This window comes from Rhodospirillales bacterium, assembly GCA_016712595.1.
In the GTDB taxonomy this organism is placed as follows: Bacteria; Pseudomonadota; Alphaproteobacteria; order Rhodospirillales; family Defluviicoccaceae; genus Defluviicoccus.
In genome coordinates this window covers 268,227-289,374 of sequence record JADJQT010000002.1, presented here as the reverse complement: position 1 = coordinate 289,374, position 21,148 = coordinate 268,227, and the positions used below count along the sequence as shown (strand labels likewise).

Below are 21,148 nucleotides of genomic sequence, written 5' to 3'. Positions count from 1 at the left end.
GGTATGGCTTCAAGTGCCCGGCCTGTAGGCGATGACCTCCTGACGCTGGCGGCCAAGACCCTCGACGCCCAGTTCGACAACGTCGCCGGGCTTTAGGAATTCCGGCGGCACGCAGCCAGCGCCGACGCCGTCCGGCGTTCCGGTAGCGATGACGTCGCCCGGAAGGAGCGTTATGAACTGGCTGATATGGCTGATCAGGAAAGCCACAGAAAAAATCATATCGGCGGTCTTCCCCGTCTGCCGCCGCCTGCCGTTGACGTCGAGCCACAGACTCAGCGCCTGAACGTCGTCGATTTCATCGGGCGTGACCAGCCAGGGTCCGATGGGAGCGAAGGTATCAGCGCTCTTGCCCTTTACGAACTGGCCGCCTCGCTGCTTCTGAAAGGCGCGCTCGGAGACGTCATTGATCACGGCGAAGCCGGCCACATAGTCGAGGGCGCGACGCTCATCGATGTATTGTGCCTTAGCGCCGATGATCACCGCCAGCTCCACCTCCCAGTCGGTTTTCAGCGAATTGCGCGGCAGCATGATGCCGTCGTTGGGCCCGGTCAGGGCCGTGATCGCCTTCGAGAACAGAAGCGGTTCGGCGCCCGGCGTCGCTCCCGTCTCCGCCGCGTGGCTGCGATAGTTGAGGCCGATGCCGAATATCTTGCCGATGCCAGCGACCGGCACACCCAGCCGCGGCGATCCGTCGACGAGCGGCAGCGACGATGGGTCCAGGGCCGCAAGAGTTCGAAGCCGGTCGGGATGAAGCATGGCGTCGCGAAGATCAGAAATATGTCCAGAGAGATCGCGAATGCGGCCCTTATCGTCGAGTATCGCCGGCTTTTCGTGACCGCAGGGACCATAACGCAAGAATTTCATTGCCGTTTCCTGGAAATGGCGCACATGCGCTCTTTTTCATCACTCGGATCGGCACAGTAAAGCCGCAGTCGTCCTCGTCAAGGGCATCGCTTGTCTCGCCCACAGGCGCGTTCCTGGTCGGACGTCGATCACCGCGGTGGCACTGCGCCACGAGGATTGTCACTCGTTCGCACTGTCGGCACTATCGCCGCCGTCGGTATCGAATCGGCGCGCAGGCACGACACGCCGATCGCGGCTGGCGGTATAACAACAGAAGGTTAGGTTGAATGTTAGAGTTGCTGTCCGATCCGCAGGCCTGGGCGAGCCTCCTCACCCTGTCATTGCTCGAAATCGTGCTCGGCATCGATAACGTCATTTTCCTGTCGATCGTCTCGGGTCGGCTACCCGCCGAGCTGCGACCGAGGGCGCGTATGATCGGTCTCGGGCTCGCGGCGGGGATGCGGATTCTGCTGCTGTTCTCGATTACCTGGATCATCGGCTTGACCCAGCCGGTTTTCACCGTGTTCACCCAGGATGTGTCCTGGCGCGACCTCGTGCTGCTGGGTGGCGGTCTCTTCCTCCTCATCAAGGGAACGATGGAGGTTCACCACATGGCGGAGGGAGCGGAAGCCGAGGACGTGCGGGCGGCGCCGGCTTCGTTTGCCGTGGTCATTTTTCAGATCGTCTTGCTCGACGTCGTCTTCTCTCTCGATTCAGTGATTACCGCCGTCGGCATGTCGCAGCAATTGCCGGTAATGATCACGGCGGTACTGATCTCGGTGGGCGTGATGCTGGTCGCCGCCAAGCCAATCGGCACGTTCATCAATCAGCACCCAACGGTGAAGATGCTGGCCCTCAGCTTTTTGTTGCTGGTCGGCGTGGCGTTGATCGCGGATGGACTGCACTTCCACATTCCACGCGGCTACCTCTATTTCGCGATCGCATTTTCGGTTGGCGTCGAAACGCTCAACCTCATGGCCGCAGCGGCGCGAGCGCGCCGGCGCGCTCGCGAGGTCGAGCCGGAAACAAAGCGCTGACGACGCGCTAAGCAGCTGGCGGCGCGGGCGATCCGTAAGGACGTCCGCGCCGCCCAATCGTTCCGCCCCCCTTTCAGCGGCACGACGTCAGGCGGCTGCATGGCGGCACTCTTCATGGGAGGATTCGTGCACAATAATCGGCAAACTTTTTACGTATTTTGGCGAATTATAGTAACGAATATTAATTTTGACCTTCACCTGAATAATACATACCATCATTAACGAATTCTGGGCCAAGCCCTGTAGAGAAAGAACGTCAAGATGATCCGCAAGCCAGATTATGAATCTTATCCGGATAGCCGCGGAAGATCGTCCATCGCCTCGCCATTGATTGCTGCTTTGGCCTCGATAACCATAATTACGCTCATTAGTGCCGAAGGCGGCTCCTTGCTGAGCGTGCTATCCGGGCTTTCGCACCTGCTTGCGCCATAGGCGGGCGTATCCGCGCTGATCTGACTGATGCTGCCGGGCGCTTTGATCGACGACTTTTGCCGTCACCCACGGTCGCCTTCGCCCTTATGATCATGACGAGCCCTCTACCGCTCCGGCGGTAAATTCCCATAGACGATGGATAGCGCCTGCTGGCACGCAGGCCTTGCGTGGACAGCGTCTGGCGGTTGAACCCCCTTTATTCAATCGGCGATGCGAACGGTCGGCACGCGAGCCAATCGCAATAAGTGCAGCGATAAAGCGACAGCATGCCTATCGATGACCGCGGCCACGTGTTCAATCATTCGCCACCATTCCCCTGCCGATCTTAACGGTTCTTTTGGAAAAATATGGTCTTCTTGTAGCTAGGTATTGCGCGCGGGGTTGCTGCAAGGAGCGGTTACAGTGAAAAAGGAATATCTCGAACTGACGCGGCTGATCGAGCGGCTGCACCGCCGGTTTCTCGATCTGCTTCGTGCCGAGCTTAATCGCCTCGGCATTCGCGATATCAACAGCGTGCAGGCGTTACTCCTCGCCAACATCGGCCGCGAGGAAATCGCCATCCGAGACCTCGTCGAGCGCGGCTATTATCAGGGATCGAACGTCTCTTATAACATCAAGAAGCTGGCGGAGATGGGCTACCTCGATCAGGAGCGCTCGGCGCACGACCGACGTTCGGTCAGCATCCGTCTGACCGAAAAGGCCCTTGGCATTGTCGAGGAAATTCGCCAGCTCGAGCAGCGCATCGCCGGCCAGCTCGACGATCAGGAGGTCGGGAGTTCCGAAATCGACACCGTCTGCCAGGCCCTGCGTCGGGTCGAACGCACCTGGACCGATTACGTGCACTACGGCCGCAGCTGATCATCACCGCAAGCTGGAGGGGGGGACGGTTTCGTGGCGGCTCGTTGACGAACCCGTGTCTTGCCGGCCGGACAGACGGTGCACAATCTCCATCGCATCGGCAATCGACGTCGCGACGGCGACCGCGAAGTCGTTTCTGGCCAGCGACAGCGCTCCGCTCCGCTCGCCCGCCGTCCCGCCGTGGCCGGTCAGAACGTGCACGCCGCCAGCCAGACCGGCCGCGCGCCCAGCGGCAAGGTCGCTCGCTCGATCGCCGACAATCCATGACGCGCTGAGATCAATCGGCAGCATCGTTGCCGCAGCGAGGATCATGCCCGGGTTTGGTTTGCGCGCCGGATGATCAGCATGATCGTAAGGCGGTTGTCCGTGTGCGTGGTGCGGACAGGCAAGTACGGCGTCGAGCGCGGCACCACCATCGGCAAGCCGCGCGATGATCCGATCTTGAACGTCGGAGAAATCCTGCCAGGTAAACCGCCCCCTGCCGATGCCTGACTGATTGGAAACGACGATCACCGGCGTTCCAGCCCGGTTCGCGGCGGCAATGACATCCGCGGCCGAGGGCGTCAACCGGACGTCCTCGGTGCGACAAAGGTACCCGACCTCCTCGACGATCACCCCGTCGCGATCGAGGAAGAGGGATGGGCGGTCATGCCGAAACTCTGCAGGGCGCAGCAACTGACGCCAGACGCCCGTCCCGTCAATGGGAAAGCGCTGCATCCGCCGCTGCGCGCATCACTTAGGAGGCCGTCATGTACGGGCTCTTGTAGCTCTGCAGGATCTTGATGTAGTTGGCGCGCTCGAATGCGGTCGGGTCGGCCACTTTGAGCTGGCTCATCGAGCCTTTCATCTGATCCACGGAGGCGTAGCTGTGCTTGTCCATCCAGATCTTCATCCCCTCAAGCAACGTTGTCATATGGTCGACGCCATTGCGCAGCAGCGCCGAGGTGCTCATGACCGCATCCGCGCCAGCCATGAGGTATTTGACCACCTCAATGCCTGATTGCACGCCGCGCGTCGCCGCGAGTGATGCCTTGATCCGGCCGTGCAGCACGGCGATCCACAACAGCGGCAGGCGAATTTCGCTGGCCGTGCTGAGCTCCATGTCGGGAACGACCTCAAGATCGTCGAGATCGAAATCCGGCTGATAGAAGCGATTGAACAGGACAAGCCCATCCGCGCCAGCGTCGACCAGACGATTCGCCATCTCCCCCATCGAGCTGAAGAAGGGGCTCAACTTGACCGAGACCGGCGCCTTGACCGACGCGCGAACCGCCTTGACGATGTCGACGTAGCGCTGTTCGACGTCGCGGCCGGTGATGCTGATGTCGCCTGGAATATAGTAGATGTTAAGTTCGATCGCCTTCGCGCCCGCCTCGATCATCTCGCGGGCATACTGCGTCCAACCTTCGTTGGTAATGCCGTTCAGGCTGGCGATGATTGGCACGTTGACGCTGCGTACCGCGGCGCGGATCAGCTCGAGGTAGGCGTCCGGACCCACACGATAATCCGTAAGCGCCGGGAAGTAGGAAAGCGATTCGGCGAAGGCCTCGGTGCCGGCCTCAGTCAGGTAGTTGAGCGATTCCTGTTCGTAGCGGATCTGCTCTTCAAAGAGAGAAGCCAGCACGATCGCCGAGGCGCCCGCGTCCTCCAGACGACGAATGCCGTCGAGAGTCTTCGATAGCGGCGATGCGGACGCGATGATGGGATGCTTGAGCTCAAGGCCCATGTAAGTCGTTTTTAGATCCATTGGTACGTCCTCCCATTGTTTTCGGCGCGCCGATGTCACGGCTCTTGTTGCTTTGGCCGATAGGCCGCGGCCGGCGATTTCGGGCGTTGCCCGTCGCCTGACCGCGGCGATCGGGCGCTAGCCGAGGCTCGCCATTTCCTCATAGAGCTTCCACCGGCGATCGACCGACTGCTGCGCGAGCTGCATGAGTTGGTCTGCGTGGCCCGGGTTGGTGAGCCGCAGCATGCGATAGCGCAGCTCGTTCTCGGTGAAGTCACGGAGCTTCAGGGTCGGCCGCGGCGAGTCGAGAACGAAGGGGTTCTCGCCGGACGCACGGACGGCCGGGTTGTAGCGCGCCAGCGGCCAGTAGCCGGAATGCACCGCGCGGCTCTGCTGGTCGAGGCCGTTCTGCATGTTGATGCCGTGGGCGATGCAGTGGCTGTAGGCGAGGATCAGCGAGGGACCGTCGTAGGCGGCGGCTTCGCGGAAGGCGAGAAGCGCCTGCTGCGGGTTGGCGCCCATGGCGACGCGGGCGACGTAGACGTTGCCGTAGGAGATCGCTTGCAGGGCAATGTCCTTCTTGCCCACGACTTTGCCGGCGTTGGCGAACTTGGCGACGGCGCCGATCGGCGTTGACTTCGACGCCTGGCCACCGGTGTTGGAATAGACCTCGGTGTCGAGTACCAGGACGTTGACGTCGCGGCCGGACGCGAGCACGTGATCAAGACCGGACGAGCCGATGTCGTAGGCCCAACCGTCACCGCCGATGATCCAGACCGAGCGCTTGACCAGGTGATCGGCGACCGACAGGAGTTGCTTGGCGGCGAGCGTCGTCTTGCCGGTCAGGATCTTCTTGAGCTCGGCAACCCGCGCGCGCTGGCGGCGGATTTCCGATTCCGTGCGTTGCGTTGCGTTAACGATCTCGCTGACCAGTTCGTCACCGATATCGGCCGAAGCCTCTTTCAGCAGCTTTAACGCCAGTTGCATGTGCCGGTCGGCGGCCAGGCGCATGCCAAGGCCAAACTCGGCATTGTCCTCGAACAGCGAGTTTGACCACGAGGGGCCCCGCCCTTCGCTGTTCACCGCCCACGGAGTCGTCGGCAGGTTGCCGCCGTAGATCGACGAGCACCCCGTGGCGTTGGCCACCATCATCCGGTCCCCGAACAACTGGGAGACCAGCTTGACGTAAGGCGTCTCGCCGCATCCGGCGCAAGCTCCGGAGAATTCGAACAGGGGCTCGAGGAACTGGGTTCCGCGGATAGTCGAGAAGTCGACGTACGAGCGGTCGTTGACCGGTAGCGTCTCGAAGAAGGCGACGTTCTCCACCGCGCCGGCGAGGATCGGTTCCTTCCACGCCATGTTGATCGCCTTCTTTCCGCTCTCCTCCTTGCTCTTGGCCGGGCAAACTTCGACGCAAAGTGAGCAGCCCGTGCAATCCTCGGCGTAGGTCTGCAACGTGTAGCGGGTATCGGGGAAGCCGCGCATGTCGATCTTCGCCGATTTGAACGAGGCCGGCGCGTCGCTCAGCGCCGCCTGATCGTAGAGCTTGGAGCGAATGACGCCATGCGGGCAGACAAAGCTGCAGTTGCCGCACTGGATGCAGATGCTCGGCTCCCATTCGGGAACGAATTGCGAGATGTTGCGCTTTTCCCAGCGGGTGGTGCCGCTCGGATAGGTACCATCGATCGGCAGGGCGCTGACCGGCAGACTGTCGCCCTTGCCCGCCATCATCGCCGCCGTCACCGTTTGCACGAACTCCGGCGCCTGCGGTGGTACGACGGCGAGCATGGTGATCGCGCTCGTCACCTTTTCGGGCACCTTGACTTCGTGCAAGTTGGCGACAGTGTAATCAACCGCCTCGAAGTTCTTGCGGACGACTTCGTCACCCTTCTTACCGTAGGTCTTTTTGATCGAATACTTGATCTTTTCGATCGCCGTGTCCTTCTCCATGACCCCGGAGATGGCGAAGAAGCACGTCTGCATGATCGTATTCGTGCGGGTTCCCATCCCGCTCTCGCGCGCCACCTTGGCGGCGTCGATGACGAAGAATTTGATCTTCTTGTCGATGAGCTGGCGCTGCACCGGTGCCGGCAACTGATCCCACACCTCGCCGACCCCGAACGGGCTATTGAGCAGCAAGGTCGCGCCCGGCATCGCCAGTTCGAGCACGTCGGTCTTGAAGATGAAGTTGAACTGGTGACAGCCGACGAAGTGTGCTTCGTGGATCAGGTAGGCGGAGCGGATCGGCTTAGGGCCGAAGCGGACGTGGCTGACCGTTTGCGAGCCTGATTTCTTCGAGTCGTAGACGAAATAGCCTTGGGCATAGAACTCCGGGTTCTCACCGATGATCTTGATTGTGTTCTTGTTGGCGCCGACCGTACCGTCAGCGCCGAGACCATAGAACACCGCGCGGAAAACATCGTTCGGTTCCGTGGAGAAGCTCGGGTCCCAATCGATGCTTGTGCCAAAGACGTCGTCGTTAATACCGATGGTAAAGTGATTCTTCGGCTTGTCCTTCTTCATTTCATCGAAGATCGCCTTGACCATCGCCGGCGAGAATTCCTTCGATGACAGCCCGTACCGCCCGCCGATGATTCGCGGCATCGTCGCTGTTGGCAGCGCGTTATCCATCGCCGCTTCCATGAACATGGTGGCGACGTCGTTGTACATCGGCTCGCCGGTACCGCCCGGCTCCTTGGTACGATCCATGATCGCCAGGGTCTTCACTGTTTTCGGCAGGGCGGCGAAGAAGTGCGCCGACGACCAGGGACGGAAGAGGTGAACCTGGATCAGGCCGACCTTCTCCCCCTGGGCGCTGAGAAATTCGATCGTCTCGCGCGCCGTGTCCGCGCCCGATCCCATGATGACGACGACCCGTTCCGCGTCGGGGGCGCCGAAGTAGTCGAAGAGGCGATAATGCCGGCCGGTCAGCCCGGCAAATTTTTCCATGGCCGCTTCGACCGCGCCCGGTACGCGGGCATAGAACGGGTTGACCGTCTCGCGCGCCTGGAAATAGACGTCGGGATTTTGTGCCGTACCGCGGATGAACGGGTTATCCGGGTTGAGGCCGCGCCGACGGTGGGCGATCACCAGATCCTCGTCGATCATCGCGCGGATCTGGGCGTCGGAGAGCAGGGTCAGCTTGTTGACCTCGTGCGAGGTGCGGAAGCCGTCAAAGAAGTGAATGAACGGAATGCGTGATTCCAGCGTGGCGGCCTGGGCGATCAGCGCCATATCGTGCGCCTCCTGCACCGAACTCGACGCGAGCTGAGCGAAGCCGGTCGGGCGGACCGCCATGACATCCTGCTGGTCGCCGAAGATCGACAGCCCCTGCGTCGCCAGGGCCCGGGCGGCGACGTGGATGACACAACTCGTCAGCTCGCCGGCGATCTTGTACATGTTGGGGATCATGAGCAAGAGCCCTTGGGAGGCGGTGAAGGTCGTGGTCAGCGCCCCCCCCTGCAACGCCCCGTGCACGGCACCGGCGGCACCGCCCTCGTGCTGCATCTCAACCACATCGGGAACACCGCCCCAGATGTTGACCTTGCCCTCGCTCGACCACTGATCGGCAAGTTCCGCCATCGTCGAGGATGGCGTGATCGGATAGATGGCGCAGACTTCGTTCACCCGATAGGCGACGTAAGCCGCTGCTTCATTGCCATCGATCGTTGCCACGTTCAGTTCTTCGGCCATTCTCTCCTCCCACCTCCGAAGTGTCCGCACGCCGCCCACGCAAACAGCCTGCGGCCTCCGGCACTCGTTTTGCGCATCATTCGTTCGTTCTTGGACCGGCTATCGCGAAGCCCGGCGCCTCGCCCGTCAGACGACGGGGTTTGGCTCCGGGATCATCGTGATGGCATGGCAAGGGCACTGCTCGAAGCAGACCGCACAGCCCGTGCACAGGTCGTAGTTGTACTGGTAGCGGTTGCCAGGGCCGAGCTTGATGACCGCGTCCTCGGGACAAGCCCCGTAGCAGCCGTCGCATTCGAAGCAGTTGCCGCAGGAAAGGCAGCGCTTCGCCTCGTAGACGGCCTCTTTCTCACCCAGGCCGTGGACGACCTCATCGAAGCTCGTGCGCCGCTTCTGCATCTCGACGTGACCCTGCGGCCTTTGCTCGACGCCAGTGTAGAACCACAGGTGGAGCTTTTCGAAGTCGGCGAGATCCTTTTTCGGCGGCTTGATAAAGCCCTCGCCGCGCAGGAATGCGTCGATGTTGCGCGCGGCCTTCTTGCCGTGCCCGACACCGATGGTCACGGTGCGCTCGGAAGGGACCATGTCACCACCGGCGAACAGCCCGGCATAGCCGGTCATCATCTGCTCGGAGACGATCACGGTGCCGTCGTCCTTGAACTGCACGCCCGGCACCTTATGCAGGAACGCCGTATCGGTGTCCTGACCAAGCGCGAGGATCAGATCGTTGGCCTCGATCGTCTCGATCTGCCCGGTCGGACGCGGCCGGCCCTTTTCGTCGAGTTCCATGACCTCAACGGTAACGCTGGTCGCGTCGACCGACTTGATCGTCCGCAGCCAGTGGATCATCACGCCTTCTTCGAGCGCTTCGTCCGCCTCGAATTCGTGTGCCGGCATATGCGCGCGGTCGCGGCGATAGATGATCATCGGCTCGTGGCCGAGGCGCATGGCGACGCGGGCGGCGTCCATCGCCGTGTTGCCGCCGCCGTAGATGGCAACCTTGCGACCGAGCTTCGGCGCGTTGCCCATCTCGACGTCCTTCAGGAAGCTTACGGCATCGAGAATTTTGCCGGCGTCGCGGGCAGGAATTTCGGTCTTCTTCGATAAGTGCGCGCCGACAGCGACGAACACGGCATCGAACTTGCCCTCGGTCTTCGCCGCGACGAGATCCTCGACCTTATGGTTGAGGACGAACTTGACGCCCATGCGCTCGATCCGGGCGACCTCGCCATCGAGGATATTGCGGGGCAGCCGGTAGGAAGGAATGCCGAAGTGCATCATGCCGCCGGCGATGGGGCCGGCGTCGCGGACCTCGACCGAATGTCCCATCAGCGCCAGATGGTGCGCACAGGACAGGCCGCTGGGACCGGCTCCGACGACCAGAATGCGCTTGCCCGTCGGCGTCGCGGTGATCGTCGGCGTCCAGCCTTCCTCAAGCGCCTTGTCGCCGAGAAACCGCTCGACCGCGTGGATGGAAACCGGGGAATCGAGCTGGCCGCGATTACAGTTCGACTCGCACGGATGATAGCACACCCGGCCATGCACCGCTGGCATCGGGTTGTCGCGCAGGATTGTTTCCCAAGCCTCGCGGAAGCGTCCCGCCGTCGCGTGGGCGAGCCACGTCTGGATGTCTTCGCCGGCCGGGCACGCATTGTTGCACGGCGGCAGCAGATCGAGATAGACGGGCCGCTGCGAGCGCGTGTGTGCGGTGGGCCGCTTGACGCTGAGATCCGGCGGACGGGTGAGGTCGGCGGGCTGTTGACTCATCGAGAACTTCCTCCTCTTCTTGATCCTTTGTGTCGATCTCGCGGCGATCTTCCCGTCGCCTCGATCGGCGGCCGGCCCGATTCGACCAGCCGACACGTCCGGGCTGGGCGTCCGCCTTCATTCATGCCGTCCCCGCGGCGGCGTCGACCGGTCAGAGCCATGCGCAAACGAATGCCATCGCTAAACTAATGGAGGCCGTCCAAAAGACACGATTATTATCGTTGCTTTCCTCGGACAACCTTAACGGATCATCTGCGGAAGGATTCTCTCCCGAGACGACTGAAGCCCCAAACGCCGTCACCATACCCTCGATTCATTGGTCAAACAAGGCTGTCGCGGCGCGCATCGAGATCGTTTCAGCGAACCTTTCGCCCATCAGGAAACGAACGCGCGCGCATGATCGGCGGTGGCTCGGCGCCGAATATGCTTTGGCCGCCATAGCGGTGCGAAAGCGCGCGCTCGTTGGCGAACAGCGCCTCGATCGAAGGTCCGCGAGCGTGCAGCTCAAGCCGACGGGCCTGTTCGTCCAGGCGCCTGATCGCCGCCAGTTCCTCGGACTGGCCGAGCCTGGCCTTGTGCACGGCGCTCTTCAGCACCGCGATCGTGCGATCGTAGACCTTCAGCGGCACAGGATAGGGATGGCAGTCTTTGCCGCCGTGGGCGACGGAGAATCGCGCCGGATCGCTGAAGCGACAGGGGGCGCCGTGGACGACTTCGGCGACCTGAGCCAGCGCGCGAACCGTCCGCGCGCCGACGCCCGGGACGAGAAGAAGCTCGCAGAAATCCTGCGGCCCCCGTTCGGCCGCCGCCGCCAGGGTGCCATGTAGGCGACGGGTGACGATATCGTCGGGCCGGACATCGTGATGCTCGGGCATGACGAGATGCGGCAGCGCAAGCTGGACTGGCGGGTCCGGAGGCTCGAGGTGGCGCCTCTTCAACCGGGCGAGCTGCCGCGCGATCCCGTCCGGCCCGATCTCGCCGAGAAGATCGACCTGCCGCCGGCGCGAGGCCTCCGCGCGACGATCGGTCAAATTGACGATCATCCCCTGGTCCAGGCCATCAATGGCGGCGTGCGGCGCGTCGACAAAACTCTGCAATCCTTCAGACAGCCAGTGATAGCGCCGGGCCTGGCGGCGATCGCCGTTCATGCCCTGCTGGACCACGACCCAGTGCCCGTCATCGGTGACGATGAAGCCGTGGAGATAGAGCTCGAACCCATCTTGGACCGCAGCGCTATCGACCTTGGCGACCAGCCGGCTCGCCTGAGCGAGCGCCGCCCCGTCGATGCCCACCCGATCGCCGATCGCGACAAGCTCATCGGGCGTCCGCCGCGAATGACGGCCGCGGCCGCCGCAAACATGGATGCCGAGTTCTCGCGACACCGGTGTCAGGCCGCGCTTCAGCGCGCCGATGACACTGGTGGTGATCCCCGAGGAATGCCAGTCCATCCCCATCACCGCGCCGAACGACTGGAACCAGAAGGGATGCGCCAACCGGCGCAGCAGCTCGTCGCGACCATATTCGAGAACGATCGCCTCCCCGATCACCGTGCCCAGCCGGGTCATGCGATCGCTCAGCCACCTGGGCACGCGGCCGCCATGCAGCGGCAGGTCGGCGCTGCCCGCCCGCCGCGCCATCAGCGCGCCCCCGCCGCCGGCGCGCTCACAGCCGCGCCGGGATCGGGGGAATCGCCGCGCCACCACCAAACAGCGGCAGATCGCCCCCGGCGTCCGCCGGCGCCCGATCGGAACGAGCGGCGAGGTTCGACACGGTGACGCCGACCAGTCGGATTCCCTTTTCGGCCGGCAGCAGCGTGCGGACAAGCGCGACGCTCGCCCGGCAGAAGAGATCGTAACCGACAATCGGCGTCGGAAAGCTGCGGCTGCGGGTGACCTGGCGAAAATCGGCGAACTTCACCTTCACGGTCACGGTCCTCCCGAAAATCCCCGTCCGCTCACACCAGCCCCAGACGTCCTTGGCCATGGCGGCGATTTGGGCCTCGATGTCGGCCGAGGCGGTGAGATCACGCGCGAAGGTTGTCTCCGCGCCGGACGATTTGCGCGGCCGGTCGGTCACCACCGGCCGATCATCGATCCCGTTGGCGGCGTCGCGATACCAGGAGGCGGACTTGCCGAAATGATGCTGCAGGAAAGCAAGCGACTGTCGCCGCAGATCGGCGCCGGTCTCGATGCCGAGCTGGCGCATCTTTGCGGCGGTGACCGGCCCGACGCCGTGAAACCTGGCGACCGGCAGCGATGCGATGAAGTCCGGACCCGCCTCGGGGGTAAGGACGAACTGGCCGTTCGGCTTGCGCTGACTGGAGGCGAGCTTGGCAAGGAATTTGTTGTACGAAACGCCCGCCGAAGCGGTCAGGCCGGTATCGGCGAGGATGCGCGCGCGGATCTCCTTCGCAGTCATCGAAGCACTTGGCAGGCCGCACCGGTTCTCCGTGACATCAAGGTAGGCCTCATCGAGCGCCAGCGGCTCGATCAGCGCCGTATAGTCGGCAAAGATCGCATGGATCTGCCGCGAGACGGCGCGGTAGACGCCAAACCGCGGCGGGACGAACACCAGCGCCGGACACTGCCGCATCGCCGTCGTCGACGGCATGGCCGAGCGCACGCCGAAAGCGCGGGCCTCGTAGCTCGCCGCCGCCACCACCCCGCGCTTCGCGCCGTGACCGACCGCGACCGGACGCCCGCGAAGCTCCGGGGTATCGCGCTGCTCTACCGACGCATAGAACGCGTCCATGTCGACGTGGATGATCTTGCGCACCGCCATGCCGAAATCATAGCATTTTGCGAACAGAAGGGGAACTTCTGCCGCTTCAGCGACGGTCAGCGGCCCGATCCCGGCACCTCGCGTCTGGCTTTCCCGCTGGTGGCCGCGCCCGGCGGCAAACGCCGCCTCTTCCTTCGTTCGCGAGGTCGCGCTATTTTCCATGCGTCTTCAGCGGCGTTTGCGCGCGGATCAGAACCAAGCATGGCGATTGAGCTGTCCGAAAAATACGATCTGCGGGTCCCCCGCTATACCAGCTACCCGACGGCACCCCACTTCGGCGACGACGTGGGCGAAGCGGACTATCGGGCATGGCTGGCAGAGATCGAACCGGGAACGCCGCTTTCACTCTATGTGCATATCCCTTTTTGCGATGAAATGTGCTGGTTCTGCGGCTGCTATACCAAGATCGTCGCCCGCTACGAGCCGATCGCCGCTTATTTGCTCAGCCTGCACCAGGAGATCGCGCTGGTGGCGGACGCCCTTCCCGACCGCCTTCCCATCCGTCATCTGCACTGGGGGGGAGGCAGCCCGAGCATGCTGGCTCCGGCGGACTGGCTGACGTCGATCGGAATCTTGCGACGTCACTTCGACTTCGCCGCGGATGCCGAAATCGCCGTTGAACTCGATCCACGCGATGCGCGCGAGGACTACATCGCCGCGCTCGCGCAAGCCGGTGTCAACCGCGTATCGATCGGCGTGCAGGATTTCGATTCGGCGGTGCAGCAGGCGATCAACCGCTTCCAGCCCTTCGACGTGGTCGAGCGCGTCATCGGCTGGCTGCGCCGGCATGGCATTACCGCGATCAATCTCGATCTGATGTACGGCCTGCCTCGACAGACGCAAGACAAGGTCGCGGCGATGGTCGATCTCGCCGTCACCCTCGCTCCCGCGCGCATCGCGCTCTTCGGCTACGCGCACGTGCCGTGGATGCGCAGCCACCAGAAATTGATCGACGAGACCGAATTGCCCGGCGCCGTCGCCCGCTTCACGCAGTTCGCCACCGCGTCGCACCGGCTCATCGAGCACGGCTACCGGCCGATCGGCCTCGATCACTTCGCCCGCGATGGCGACGGGCTCGCCCTTGCCCTCGATGCCGGTCGGTTGCACCGCAATTTCCAGGGCTATACCAGTGACGATGCGCCGCTCCTGCTCGGACTGGGCGCCTCGGCGATCGGCACGCTGCAAGGTGGCTACGTGCAAAATGCCGTTCCGCTCGCCGACTACCGCCGGGCGATTGCGGCAGGCCGACTGCCGACAGCGCGCGGACGCGCCCTCACCGCCGACGACCGGCTGCGCCGTGACGTCATCGAACAACTGATGTGCGCGCTTGTCGTCGATCTCGATTCCGTCTGCGCCGCCCACGGCCAGCCGGCCACAACCTTCGCCGCCGAACGACAGGCACTGGCGCGCATGGCCGAGGACGGCCTAGTGCGTTTGGATGGAGCGCGCGTTTGCATCACCGAGGAGGGGCGGCCGTTCGTCCGCGTCGTCGCCTCAGCGTTCGATGCCTATCTGAACGCGGGTGCCGGGCGCCACTCGCGCGCCGTATAAGTCGGGCCATAACGACGGAGTTTCCGACAATGAAATTGCCTAGGGCGCTGCTGGCACTGCTGTTCGTTGTGCTGATGACCCGCGCGGCCGCGGCCGTCGATATCGCCGGTCACATCGAGGGCCTGCAAGGCGAAGTGACCGCCACCGGAACCACCGGCTTCAGCCGCCCGCTGCAGAACGGCTCGACCCTGCTCGTCGGAGACCGGATCGAAACCAGCGCCGAGGGGCGGGCGCGGATCAAGTTGCTCGACGGCGCGATCGTAACGCTCGGCGCCAACAGCGCGCTCACCATCGAGACATATGAAGACGACAACGACGACAACGGCAAGGCCCTGCTCGACGTCACCCAGGGGGTCTTCCTCGCCATTTCGGGAGCGATCGCCCGCCTCGGTCCCGACCGGTTCTCGGTAACGACGCCGGTGGCGACGCTGGGCGTGCGCGGCACCGAGGCATGGGGCGAGGTGGCGCCCGACCATCTCGCCGTCGCCATGCTCTCCGGCACGGAGGTCAGCGTGACCACGCCGCTCGGCAGCGTCGTCCTCAACGAGCCGGGAAGTGGCGTCGATGTCGTGTTCGGCGAAGCGCCGCCCCAGCCCCATCAGTGGTCGGACGAGCGTTTAGAAAATGCCCGCCTCGCCACCGCGTTCCATTAAGTCCGGGACCCTTGTCGCAGGCGAGCCGCCGGGGCACCCGGCCTCAAGGCCAAAATGTCGGCTGGCTATGGTGGCGGAGGCATCGATGCGCCTGGCCGCGGCGGCAAATTAACGCCGGCGCGCGAGACTGAGCCCGTCGCCGATCGGAACGAGGCTGAGGTCGACGCGCTCGTCGTCGCGCAGCCGGGCATTGAACGCGCGAATCGCCACGGTCGACGCATCGTCAACGTCCGGATCGGCAACCCGGCCATTCCACAGTGTATTATCGACGGCGATGAGACCGCCCGGCCGCAGCAGCACCAGCCCGGCCTCATAATAAGCGGCGATGTTCTCCTTATCGGCATCGATGAAGACGAAATCGAACCCGCCGGCCTGCCCGTCATCGATCAGCGAGCGGACGGTTTCCAGAGCCGGCGCAATGCGCAGGTCGATCTTGCCGGCGATCCCCGCCTCCGCCCAATACCGCCGGGCAACCGCCGTCCACTCCTCGGAGACGTCGCAGGCGATGATGCGCCCGTCGTCCGGCAGCGCGAGTGCCATGACGAGAGCGCTATAGCCGGTAAAGGTACCGATCTCGATGACGCGGCGCGCGCCTGACAGCTTGAGCAGCAACGCCATCAGCTGGCCCTGCTCGGGCGAGATCTGCATCCCCGCGCCGGGAAGCGTCGCGGTTTCGGCGCGCAAGCGCTCCAGCACCGCCGCCTCGCGCAGCGAGGCTCTGAGCAGGTAGGCGTGCAGCCGGTCATCGACGGAAATGGTGCGCTTTGACATGGGCGGTCCCTTTTAACGAGCAGCCCGGCCGCCTTGCGGCGATCAGCTGTGTATGGTCCCTTCGATCGTGCTCGGGGCGAGGACGGCGGCACCAACGAGTTCGCCCGCGCGCAAGCGGCGCAGGGCCTCGTTCGCCGCGCTCAGTGGCAGGATCTCGACGCGCGTCGCAAGTGGCATGCGCGCGGCGAGCGCCAGGAACTCGACGCCATCGCGGCGCGTGAGGTTGGCGACCGACAGCAGATGCTTTTCCCGCCAGAGACTTTCGTAAGGGAAGGACGGGATATCGCTCATGTGGATGCCGCCGCAGACAACCGTTCCCCCCGGTCGCACAGCCTTAAGCGCCAGCGGCACGAGGCCACCTTGGGGCGCGAAGAGAATCGCCGCATCCAGCTCTTCGGGCGGGCGCTCATCCGAGCCTCCGGCCCACGCGGCGCCAAGGTCCCGGGCGAACGCCTGCGCCGCCGCATCACCGGGTCGGGTGAAGGCAAAAACCTCTCGGCCTTGCCAACGAGCGACCTGAGCGACGATATGCGCCGCCGCGCCGAAACCATAGAGTCCCAAGCGCCCGGCGTCGCCCGCCTTGACCAAGCAACGGTAGCCGATCAGCCCGGCGCAGAGCAGCGGCGCCGCCTCTGCATCACTGAGCGCCGTGGCGCCGAGCGGCAGACAATAGCGGGCGTCGACGACGGCATATTCGGCATAGCCGCCATCAATCTGATAGCCGGTGAAGCGCGCCTCAGGGCAGAGATTCTCCTCTCCGGCACGGCAATAGCGACATTGCCCGCAGGTCCAGCCGAGCCAGGGAATGCCGACGCGCTCACCCAACGCCAGTCCGTCGACGCCCTCGCCCAGTCCAGCGACAACGCCGACGATCTCGTGCCCCGGAACAATGGGGCGCTTGGGATGGGCGAGCTCGCCGTCGAGTATATGCAGATCCGTCCGACAGACGCCGCACGCGTGCACGGCCACCAGGACCTCGCCGGCGCCCGCCCGCGGCCGTGGCAAGCGACGCTGGACGAGCGCCGCTCCCGGAGTCTCAAGAACCATCGCCTGCATATCGATTGGCGCGATCATTGGCGAAACCGTATTGGTGAGCCCGCGTGCAGGAAGTCTAGCGGCCGTGCTCGGCGGCGGACAAGCCGCCGACGCTCGCGACGGCGCTCATCAGTCCTCGTCGTCTTCGTCGCGCATGCCGCCGTGCGCGACGAGATCGGCCAGCGGCGCCGCGCCGATCTGATCTTGCGGATCAAGGCTGGCGGCCTTGCGCAAGAGCTCGGCCCCGCCCTCACGATCCCCCAGGCGCGCCCGGCAATATCCGAGCGCGACGAGAGATTTCAGGTAGACCCGCTGCGGGCGTTCCAGTGCGCCAAAGCAGGCACTGTCCGGGCTGACCAGACGCCAATCGCCGGGCAACCCAAGCGCTCCCGCGGCGATCGCCAGACACGCCTCGGCATGGGGGATGGCCTCCTGCAAGCGGTTCGCATAATAGTAGAACGAATAGGTCGCCATCCGCAGCGCCAGACTGTCGGGCGCCCGCTCCACTGCCGCCTGAAGGGCTCGTTCCGCGCGCTCGAACTGGCTGTAGGGAGACTCCGCATCGCCCAGCATGGCCAGGATGTCGGCGGGGATATCGGCTTTCAGACTCTCGATATCGAACGTCATGGATCTTGCTTGCCTTCTCGACGAAAGGTCACGGAACCGGGAGCAGTCCTTGCATTAAGGAGGTTCCGGAGCGAGGGATCAACGGGCATTGGCCAGGCGCGCCGAACCTCGATTCACCGCACCGACGACGACACGGGAAAGGCGGCAGTGGTTACTCGTCCGCCTGCCAGTCGATCAGCATCGCCAGCCCGGCGCGCAGCGCGGGAATGCCATCACCTTTCTCGGCGCTCGTCGCGGCGAGCTCGGGGTAAGCCGCCGTATGCCGGGCAAGCTCGGCGGAGGTCGCGGCGATGCGCTCGGCGAGTGCCCGGGGGCCGAGCGCGTCTGTCTTGGTCAAGACGACGAGATAGGACACCGCCGCCTTGTCGAGCATCGCCATGACTCGCCGGTCGACGTCTTTCGGGCCGTGCCGGGAATCGATCAGCACGAGTACGCGGCGCAACGGCGCGCGGCCGACGAGATACAGTTCGACCAGCCGTGTCCAGTTGGAAACCTCCTCCTTCGACGCCTTGGCATAGCCGTAGCCGGGAAGATCGGCCAGCATCAGCCGACCGGCGAGGGCAAAAAAATTGAGCTGGCGCGTTCGCCCGGGCGTGCGGGAGACGCGGGCCAGCGTCCGCCGCCCGGTGAGCGCATTGATCAGGCTTGATTTGCCGACGTTCGAACGGCCGGCAAAGGCGATCTCGGGCAGCGAATCCGGCGGGATCTGCGCCAAGGTGGCCGCGCCGGCGACGAAGGCACACTCCTGGGCGAACAGCCAATGCCCGCGCTCGAGGCGGATCGCCTCTTTCGCCGCCCTCTCACCGGCTTCGTCGCCAACATCGCCTAGCACCGTGGCGCTCAGACCTTCACTCCCATCCGACGCATGATCACCCACTGCTGAACGATCGATAGGATATTGTTCCATGTCCAATAGATCACCAGACCCGCCGGGAAGTGCGCCAGCATGAAGGTGAAGACGACCGGCAGGATCATGAACACCTTCGCCTGAACCGGGTCGGGTGGTTGCGGGTTGAGCTTCTGTTGCAAGAACATTGTAACCCCCATGATCAGCGGCCACGCGCCGATCATCAGGAACTGCGGGGGCGTCCACGGGATGAGGCCGAACAGGGTCGCCACCGAGCTTGGATCGGGGGCCGAGAGGTCATGAATCCAGCCGTAAAACGGCGCATGGCGCATCTCGATGGTCACGAACAGGACCTTGTAGAGCGCGAAGAACACCGGGATCTGGATGACGATCGGCAGGCATCCCGAGGCCGGGTTGACCTTCTCGCGCTTGTAGAGCGCCATCATTTCCTGGTTGAGCCGTGCCTTGTCGTCGCCGAAGCGCTCGCGCAGCTTGGTCATCTCCGGCTGCAGCTTGCGCATCTGGCTCATCGCCCGGTACGACTTGTTGGCGAGCGGGAAGAACAACAGCTTCAGCGAGACGGTAAGCAGCAGGATAGCGATGCCGAAGTTGCCAACCAAGCCATGCAGGAAATTGAGGAAGTAGAACACCGGCCGGGTCAGGAACCAGAACCAGCCCCAGTCGACGGCGAGATAGAATTTGTCGATACCGTATTGGTCCTGATAGTGATCGATCAGCTTGACGATCTTGGCGCCCGCAAAGAGATGATCTTCGTTGTCGATCGTACCGCCCGGCTCAAGGGTCTGCGGCGTGCCGGCGAAATCCACCTGGTACTGGTTGGCGTCGTTGGCATGCTGGTAGACGAAGCGCGCGTTAATCGCCTTTTTCTGGTCGGGAATGAGAGCCGACATCCAGTACTTGTCAGTAAACCCGATCCATCCGCCGGTCGTGTGTTCGGAAATTACACCCTTTTCCTGGACGTTCTTGTACTTCTCTTCACTGAGTGTGCCATCGAAAACGCCGAGCGGCCCCTCATACAAGATGAAGTATCCTGACGTCGGCGGCGTGCCATAGCGGGAGATCAGCGCGTAGGGCACCAGGGTAACGGCATCACTGCGCCGGCTCTCGACACTCTGACGCACGCTGAACAGGTAATTGTCGTCGACGCTCACAACGCGCTTGAAGATAAGGCCCTCGCCGTTGTCCCAGGTGAACGTCACCGGTCGCTCGGGCGTGAGCGTCTCGCCATCCGCGCTCCAGCGCGTCGCAGGTCCGGGGACGGCGACCGCGCCGCCGGCCGGCACCCAGCCGGTTTCGGCGAAGTAGGCGTCCGGGCGGCCCTGCGGCGTAAACATCACGATCTCGGGACTCGTCGGATCGAGGGTCTCGTGGTACTCGGCGAGGGTGACGTCGTCGATCCGCGCGCCGACCAGCGCGATCGAGCCGTGCAGCTTCGGCGTATCGATGCGCACGCGCGGCGCCTTCTGGAGAATCTCGGCGCGACCGACACCCAGCGCCGGACTCGTCGGGAGCCCTGACAGCGTGGCGTTACCCGTTGCCGGGGCAGCCTGCGGTGGCGCGATGCCGGTGTGGCCCTCTCCTTGTGGCGCCGGCGGAGCCGGTGCCGGCTCTGCGGACGGATGATCCGACGCGACGACGGGTGTCCGCGCCGGTGCCGGGAAGAACGCACGTTGGGCAAGCTGGAAACCGACGACGATGGCGATCGAGACCACGACCGCCAGCAAGAGGTTCTTATTTTCCATCATTTATTCGGCCCCGATGCCGTAGCGATCTTGGCGGTATGAATCCGCCGGTGTGCAGTCCGATCCACACGCGCCGCCGGACGGCACCGGATCGTAACCGGAGCCCCCCCAGGGATGGCAGCGGGCGATGCGCCGGATCGCCAGCCAGCCACCGCGCCAAAGGCCGAACCGCCGCAGTGCGTCAAGTGCGTAGGACGAGCACGTCGGCCAATAGCGGCAGGAGGCGGGAAGCACCGGTGAAAGCAAAAACTTGTATGCGAGCACGAGCCCGCAGGACAGACGGACGGAAAGCGTCATCGCGCCGTGTCCCGTTGATCCTCCCGTCGTCGTGCTGCTCGCACGGAATTTCGCGCGCTCGCCTGCCTCACCGCCCCCTCCGTCGACAACCGACAGGCACCCAGCCGGCAGGCATCCAGCCGCCGCAGCGCCGTTCGAAGATCGGCAAGCAGCGCTGGAAACGGCCGCTCAAGCGTCGCCCGCCGGCCGACCAGCACGTAATCGCGATTCGGCGCAGCGATTTCGGCCATCAACAGGCGCGCCGCTTCGCGTAGCCGGCGCCGCGCCCGATTGCGGGCGACGGCGTTGCCGACCTTGCGGCTCGTGGTGAATCCCACCCGAATATCCGGGTCAGCGACCGCGCTTCCTGGCTCGGCGGATCGTCGCATTGCCTGCAAGACAAGCCCCGGCTGTGCCGACGAGCGGCCGTCGCGGGCAACGCGCAAGAATTCGGCTCGCTGCTTCAGGCGAGGAAGAGCGACAGGCACGAA

General features: G+C 64.1%; 18 protein-coding genes. 4 read left to right on the top strand and 14 right to left on the bottom strand.

Annotated features, from left to right (window positions below):
* Positions 1–9 precede the first annotated feature (9 nt).
* Positions 10–864, bottom strand: a complete 855-nt coding sequence (locus IPK66_13270) for a fumarylacetoacetate hydrolase family protein (protein MBK8176185.1) — start codon at positions 862–864, stop codon at positions 10–12.
* 266 nt (positions 865–1,130) lie between these two features.
* Here IPK66_13270 and IPK66_13265 point away from each other — a divergent pair, with 266 nt between their 5' ends.
* Both IPK66_13265 and IPK66_13260 read left to right on the top strand, forming a co-directional pair.
* Entirely contained in the window at positions 1,131–1,880 is a 750-nt protein-coding gene (locus tag IPK66_13265) for a TerC family protein (protein MBK8176184.1), read from the top strand.
* Between the two features lie 834 nt (positions 1,881–2,714).
* Positions 2,715–3,170, top strand: coding sequence for a winged helix DNA-binding protein (locus IPK66_13260; GenBank protein ID MBK8176183.1), 456 nt, complete (start codon positions 2,715–2,717; stop codon positions 3,168–3,170).
* 3 nt (positions 3,171–3,173) lie between these two features.
* Here the strand turns inward: IPK66_13260 and IPK66_13255 are convergent, their stop codons facing one another.
* The 6 genes from IPK66_13255 to dinB all read right to left on the bottom strand — a co-directional run bounded on the left by IPK66_13255 (position 3,174) and on the right by dinB (position 13,134).
* Positions 3,174–3,887, bottom strand: a complete 714-nt coding sequence (locus IPK66_13255; GenBank protein MBK8176182.1) for an HAD-IIIA family hydrolase — start codon at positions 3,885–3,887, stop codon at positions 3,174–3,176.
* A 19-nt stretch (positions 3,888–3,906) separates the two neighbouring features.
* Positions 3,907–4,917, bottom strand: coding sequence for a dihydroorotate dehydrogenase-like protein (locus IPK66_13250; protein ID MBK8176181.1), 1,011 nt, complete (start codon positions 4,915–4,917; stop codon positions 3,907–3,909).
* Positions 4,918–5,034: 117 nt separating this feature from the next.
* A complete protein-coding gene (gene nifJ / locus IPK66_13245; protein ID MBK8176180.1) occupies positions 5,035–8,589 on the bottom strand; it encodes a pyruvate:ferredoxin (flavodoxin) oxidoreductase in 3,555 nt (1,184 codons plus the stop codon).
* A gap of 126 nt (positions 8,590–8,715) precedes the next feature.
* The gene (locus IPK66_13240) at positions 8,716–10,353 is read right to left on the bottom strand and encodes an NAD(P)-binding protein (GenBank protein ID MBK8176179.1); all 1,638 of its coding nucleotides are present in this window, start codon (positions 10,351–10,353) and stop codon (positions 8,716–8,718) included.
* A gap of 356 nt (positions 10,354–10,709) precedes the next feature.
* The gene (locus IPK66_13235; protein ID MBK8176178.1) at positions 10,710–11,990 is read right to left on the bottom strand and encodes a DUF763 domain-containing protein; all 1,281 of its coding nucleotides are present in this window, start codon (positions 11,988–11,990) and stop codon (positions 10,710–10,712) included.
* Between the two features lie 25 nt (positions 11,991–12,015).
* Complete coding sequence (gene dinB / locus IPK66_13230; protein ID MBK8176177.1) at positions 12,016–13,134, bottom strand: DNA polymerase IV; 1,119 nt, start codon at positions 13,132–13,134, stop codon at positions 12,016–12,018.
* Positions 13,135–13,335: 201 nt separating this feature from the next.
* Between dinB and hemN the strand changes: the two genes are divergently transcribed.
* Both hemN and IPK66_13220 read left to right on the top strand, forming a co-directional pair.
* Entirely contained in the window at positions 13,336–14,685 is a 1,350-nt protein-coding gene (gene hemN / locus IPK66_13225) for an oxygen-independent coproporphyrinogen III oxidase (protein ID MBK8176176.1), read from the top strand.
* A gap of 29 nt (positions 14,686–14,714) precedes the next feature.
* Complete coding sequence (locus tag IPK66_13220) at positions 14,715–15,338, top strand: FecR domain-containing protein (protein ID MBK8176175.1); 624 nt, start codon at positions 14,715–14,717, stop codon at positions 15,336–15,338.
* A gap of 108 nt (positions 15,339–15,446) precedes the next feature.
* Here IPK66_13220 and IPK66_13215 read toward each other — a convergent pair whose 3' ends face one another.
* The 7 genes from IPK66_13215 to rnpA form a co-directional block, all read right to left on the bottom strand.
* Positions 15,447–16,109, bottom strand: a complete 663-nt coding sequence (locus IPK66_13215) for a class I SAM-dependent methyltransferase (protein ID MBK8176174.1) — start codon at positions 16,107–16,109, stop codon at positions 15,447–15,449.
* A 42-nt stretch (positions 16,110–16,151) separates the two neighbouring features.
* Entirely contained in the window at positions 16,152–17,165 is a 1,014-nt protein-coding gene (locus IPK66_13210) for a zinc-dependent alcohol dehydrogenase family protein (protein ID MBK8176173.1), read from the bottom strand.
* Between the two features lie 108 nt (positions 17,166–17,273).
* Complete coding sequence (locus IPK66_13205; GenBank protein MBK8176172.1) at positions 17,274–17,771, bottom strand: hypothetical protein; 498 nt, start codon at positions 17,769–17,771, stop codon at positions 17,274–17,276.
* Positions 17,772–17,922: 151 nt separating this feature from the next.
* Positions 17,923–18,678 carry a YihA family ribosome biogenesis GTP-binding protein gene (locus IPK66_13200; GenBank protein MBK8176171.1) on the bottom strand — a complete coding sequence of 252 codons (756 nt, stop codon included), beginning with the start codon at positions 18,676–18,678 and terminating at the stop codon, positions 17,923–17,925.
* The gene (gene yidC, locus IPK66_13195) at positions 18,612–20,384 is read right to left on the bottom strand and encodes a membrane protein insertase YidC (GenBank protein MBK8176170.1); all 1,773 of its coding nucleotides are present in this window, start codon (positions 20,382–20,384) and stop codon (positions 18,612–18,614) included. Before yidC ends, IPK66_13200 begins: the two co-directional genes overlap by 67 nt.
* The gene (gene yidD, locus IPK66_13190; protein MBK8176169.1) at positions 20,385–20,678 is read right to left on the bottom strand and encodes a membrane protein insertion efficiency factor YidD; all 294 of its coding nucleotides are present in this window, start codon (positions 20,676–20,678) and stop codon (positions 20,385–20,387) included. It lies immediately after the preceding gene.
* Positions 20,675–21,145: a ribonuclease P protein component gene (rnpA, locus tag IPK66_13185; protein ID MBK8176168.1), complete on the bottom strand. Its 471-nt coding sequence runs from the start codon at positions 21,143–21,145 to the stop codon at positions 20,675–20,677. The genes yidD and rnpA overlap by 4 nt, the downstream gene beginning before the upstream one ends.
* Positions 21,146–21,148 lie beyond the last annotated feature (3 nt).

Coding starts and splice junctions, on each gene's coding strand:
- nifJ (MBK8176180.1), bottom strand. CDS start 8,589: ATGGCCGAAGAACTGAACGTGGCAACGATCGATGGCAATGAAGCAGCG.
- IPK66_13250 (MBK8176181.1), bottom strand. CDS start 4,917: ATGGATCTAAAAACGACTTACATGGGCCTTGAGCTCAAGCATCCCATC.
- dinB (MBK8176177.1), bottom strand. CDS start 13,134: ATGGCGGTGCGCAAGATCATCCACGTCGACATGGACGCGTTCTATGCG.
- IPK66_13220 (MBK8176175.1), top strand. CDS start 14,715: ATGAAATTGCCTAGGGCGCTGCTGGCACTGCTGTTCGTTGTGCTGATG.
- IPK66_13270 (MBK8176185.1), bottom strand. CDS start 864: ATGAAATTCTTGCGTTATGGTCCCTGCGGTCACGAAAAGCCGGCGATA.
- IPK66_13265 (MBK8176184.1), top strand. CDS start 1,131: ATGTTAGAGTTGCTGTCCGATCCGCAGGCCTGGGCGAGCCTCCTCACC.
- IPK66_13205 (MBK8176172.1), bottom strand. CDS start 17,771: ATGACGTTCGATATCGAGAGTCTGAAAGCCGATATCCCCGCCGACATC.
- IPK66_13235 (MBK8176178.1), bottom strand. CDS start 11,990: ATGGCGCGGCGGGCGGGCAGCGCCGACCTGCCGCTGCATGGCGGCCGC.
- IPK66_13200 (MBK8176171.1), bottom strand. CDS start 18,678: ATGGAACAATATCCTATCGATCGTTCAGCAGTGGGTGATCATGCGTCG.
- IPK66_13210 (MBK8176173.1), bottom strand. CDS start 17,165: ATGCAGGCGATGGTTCTTGAGACTCCGGGAGCGGCGCTCGTCCAGCGT.
- yidD (MBK8176169.1), bottom strand. CDS start 20,678: ATGACGCTTTCCGTCCGTCTGTCCTGCGGGCTCGTGCTCGCATACAAG.
- hemN (MBK8176176.1), top strand. CDS start 13,336: ATGGCGATTGAGCTGTCCGAAAAATACGATCTGCGGGTCCCCCGCTAT.
- IPK66_13215 (MBK8176174.1), bottom strand. CDS start 16,109: ATGTCAAAGCGCACCATTTCCGTCGATGACCGGCTGCACGCCTACCTG.
- IPK66_13240 (MBK8176179.1), bottom strand. CDS start 10,353: ATGAGTCAACAGCCCGCCGACCTCACCCGTCCGCCGGATCTCAGCGTC.
- IPK66_13255 (MBK8176182.1), bottom strand. CDS start 3,887: ATGCAGCGCTTTCCCATTGACGGGACGGGCGTCTGGCGTCAGTTGCTG.
- yidC (MBK8176170.1), bottom strand. CDS start 20,384: ATGATGGAAAATAAGAACCTCTTGCTGGCGGTCGTGGTCTCGATCGCC.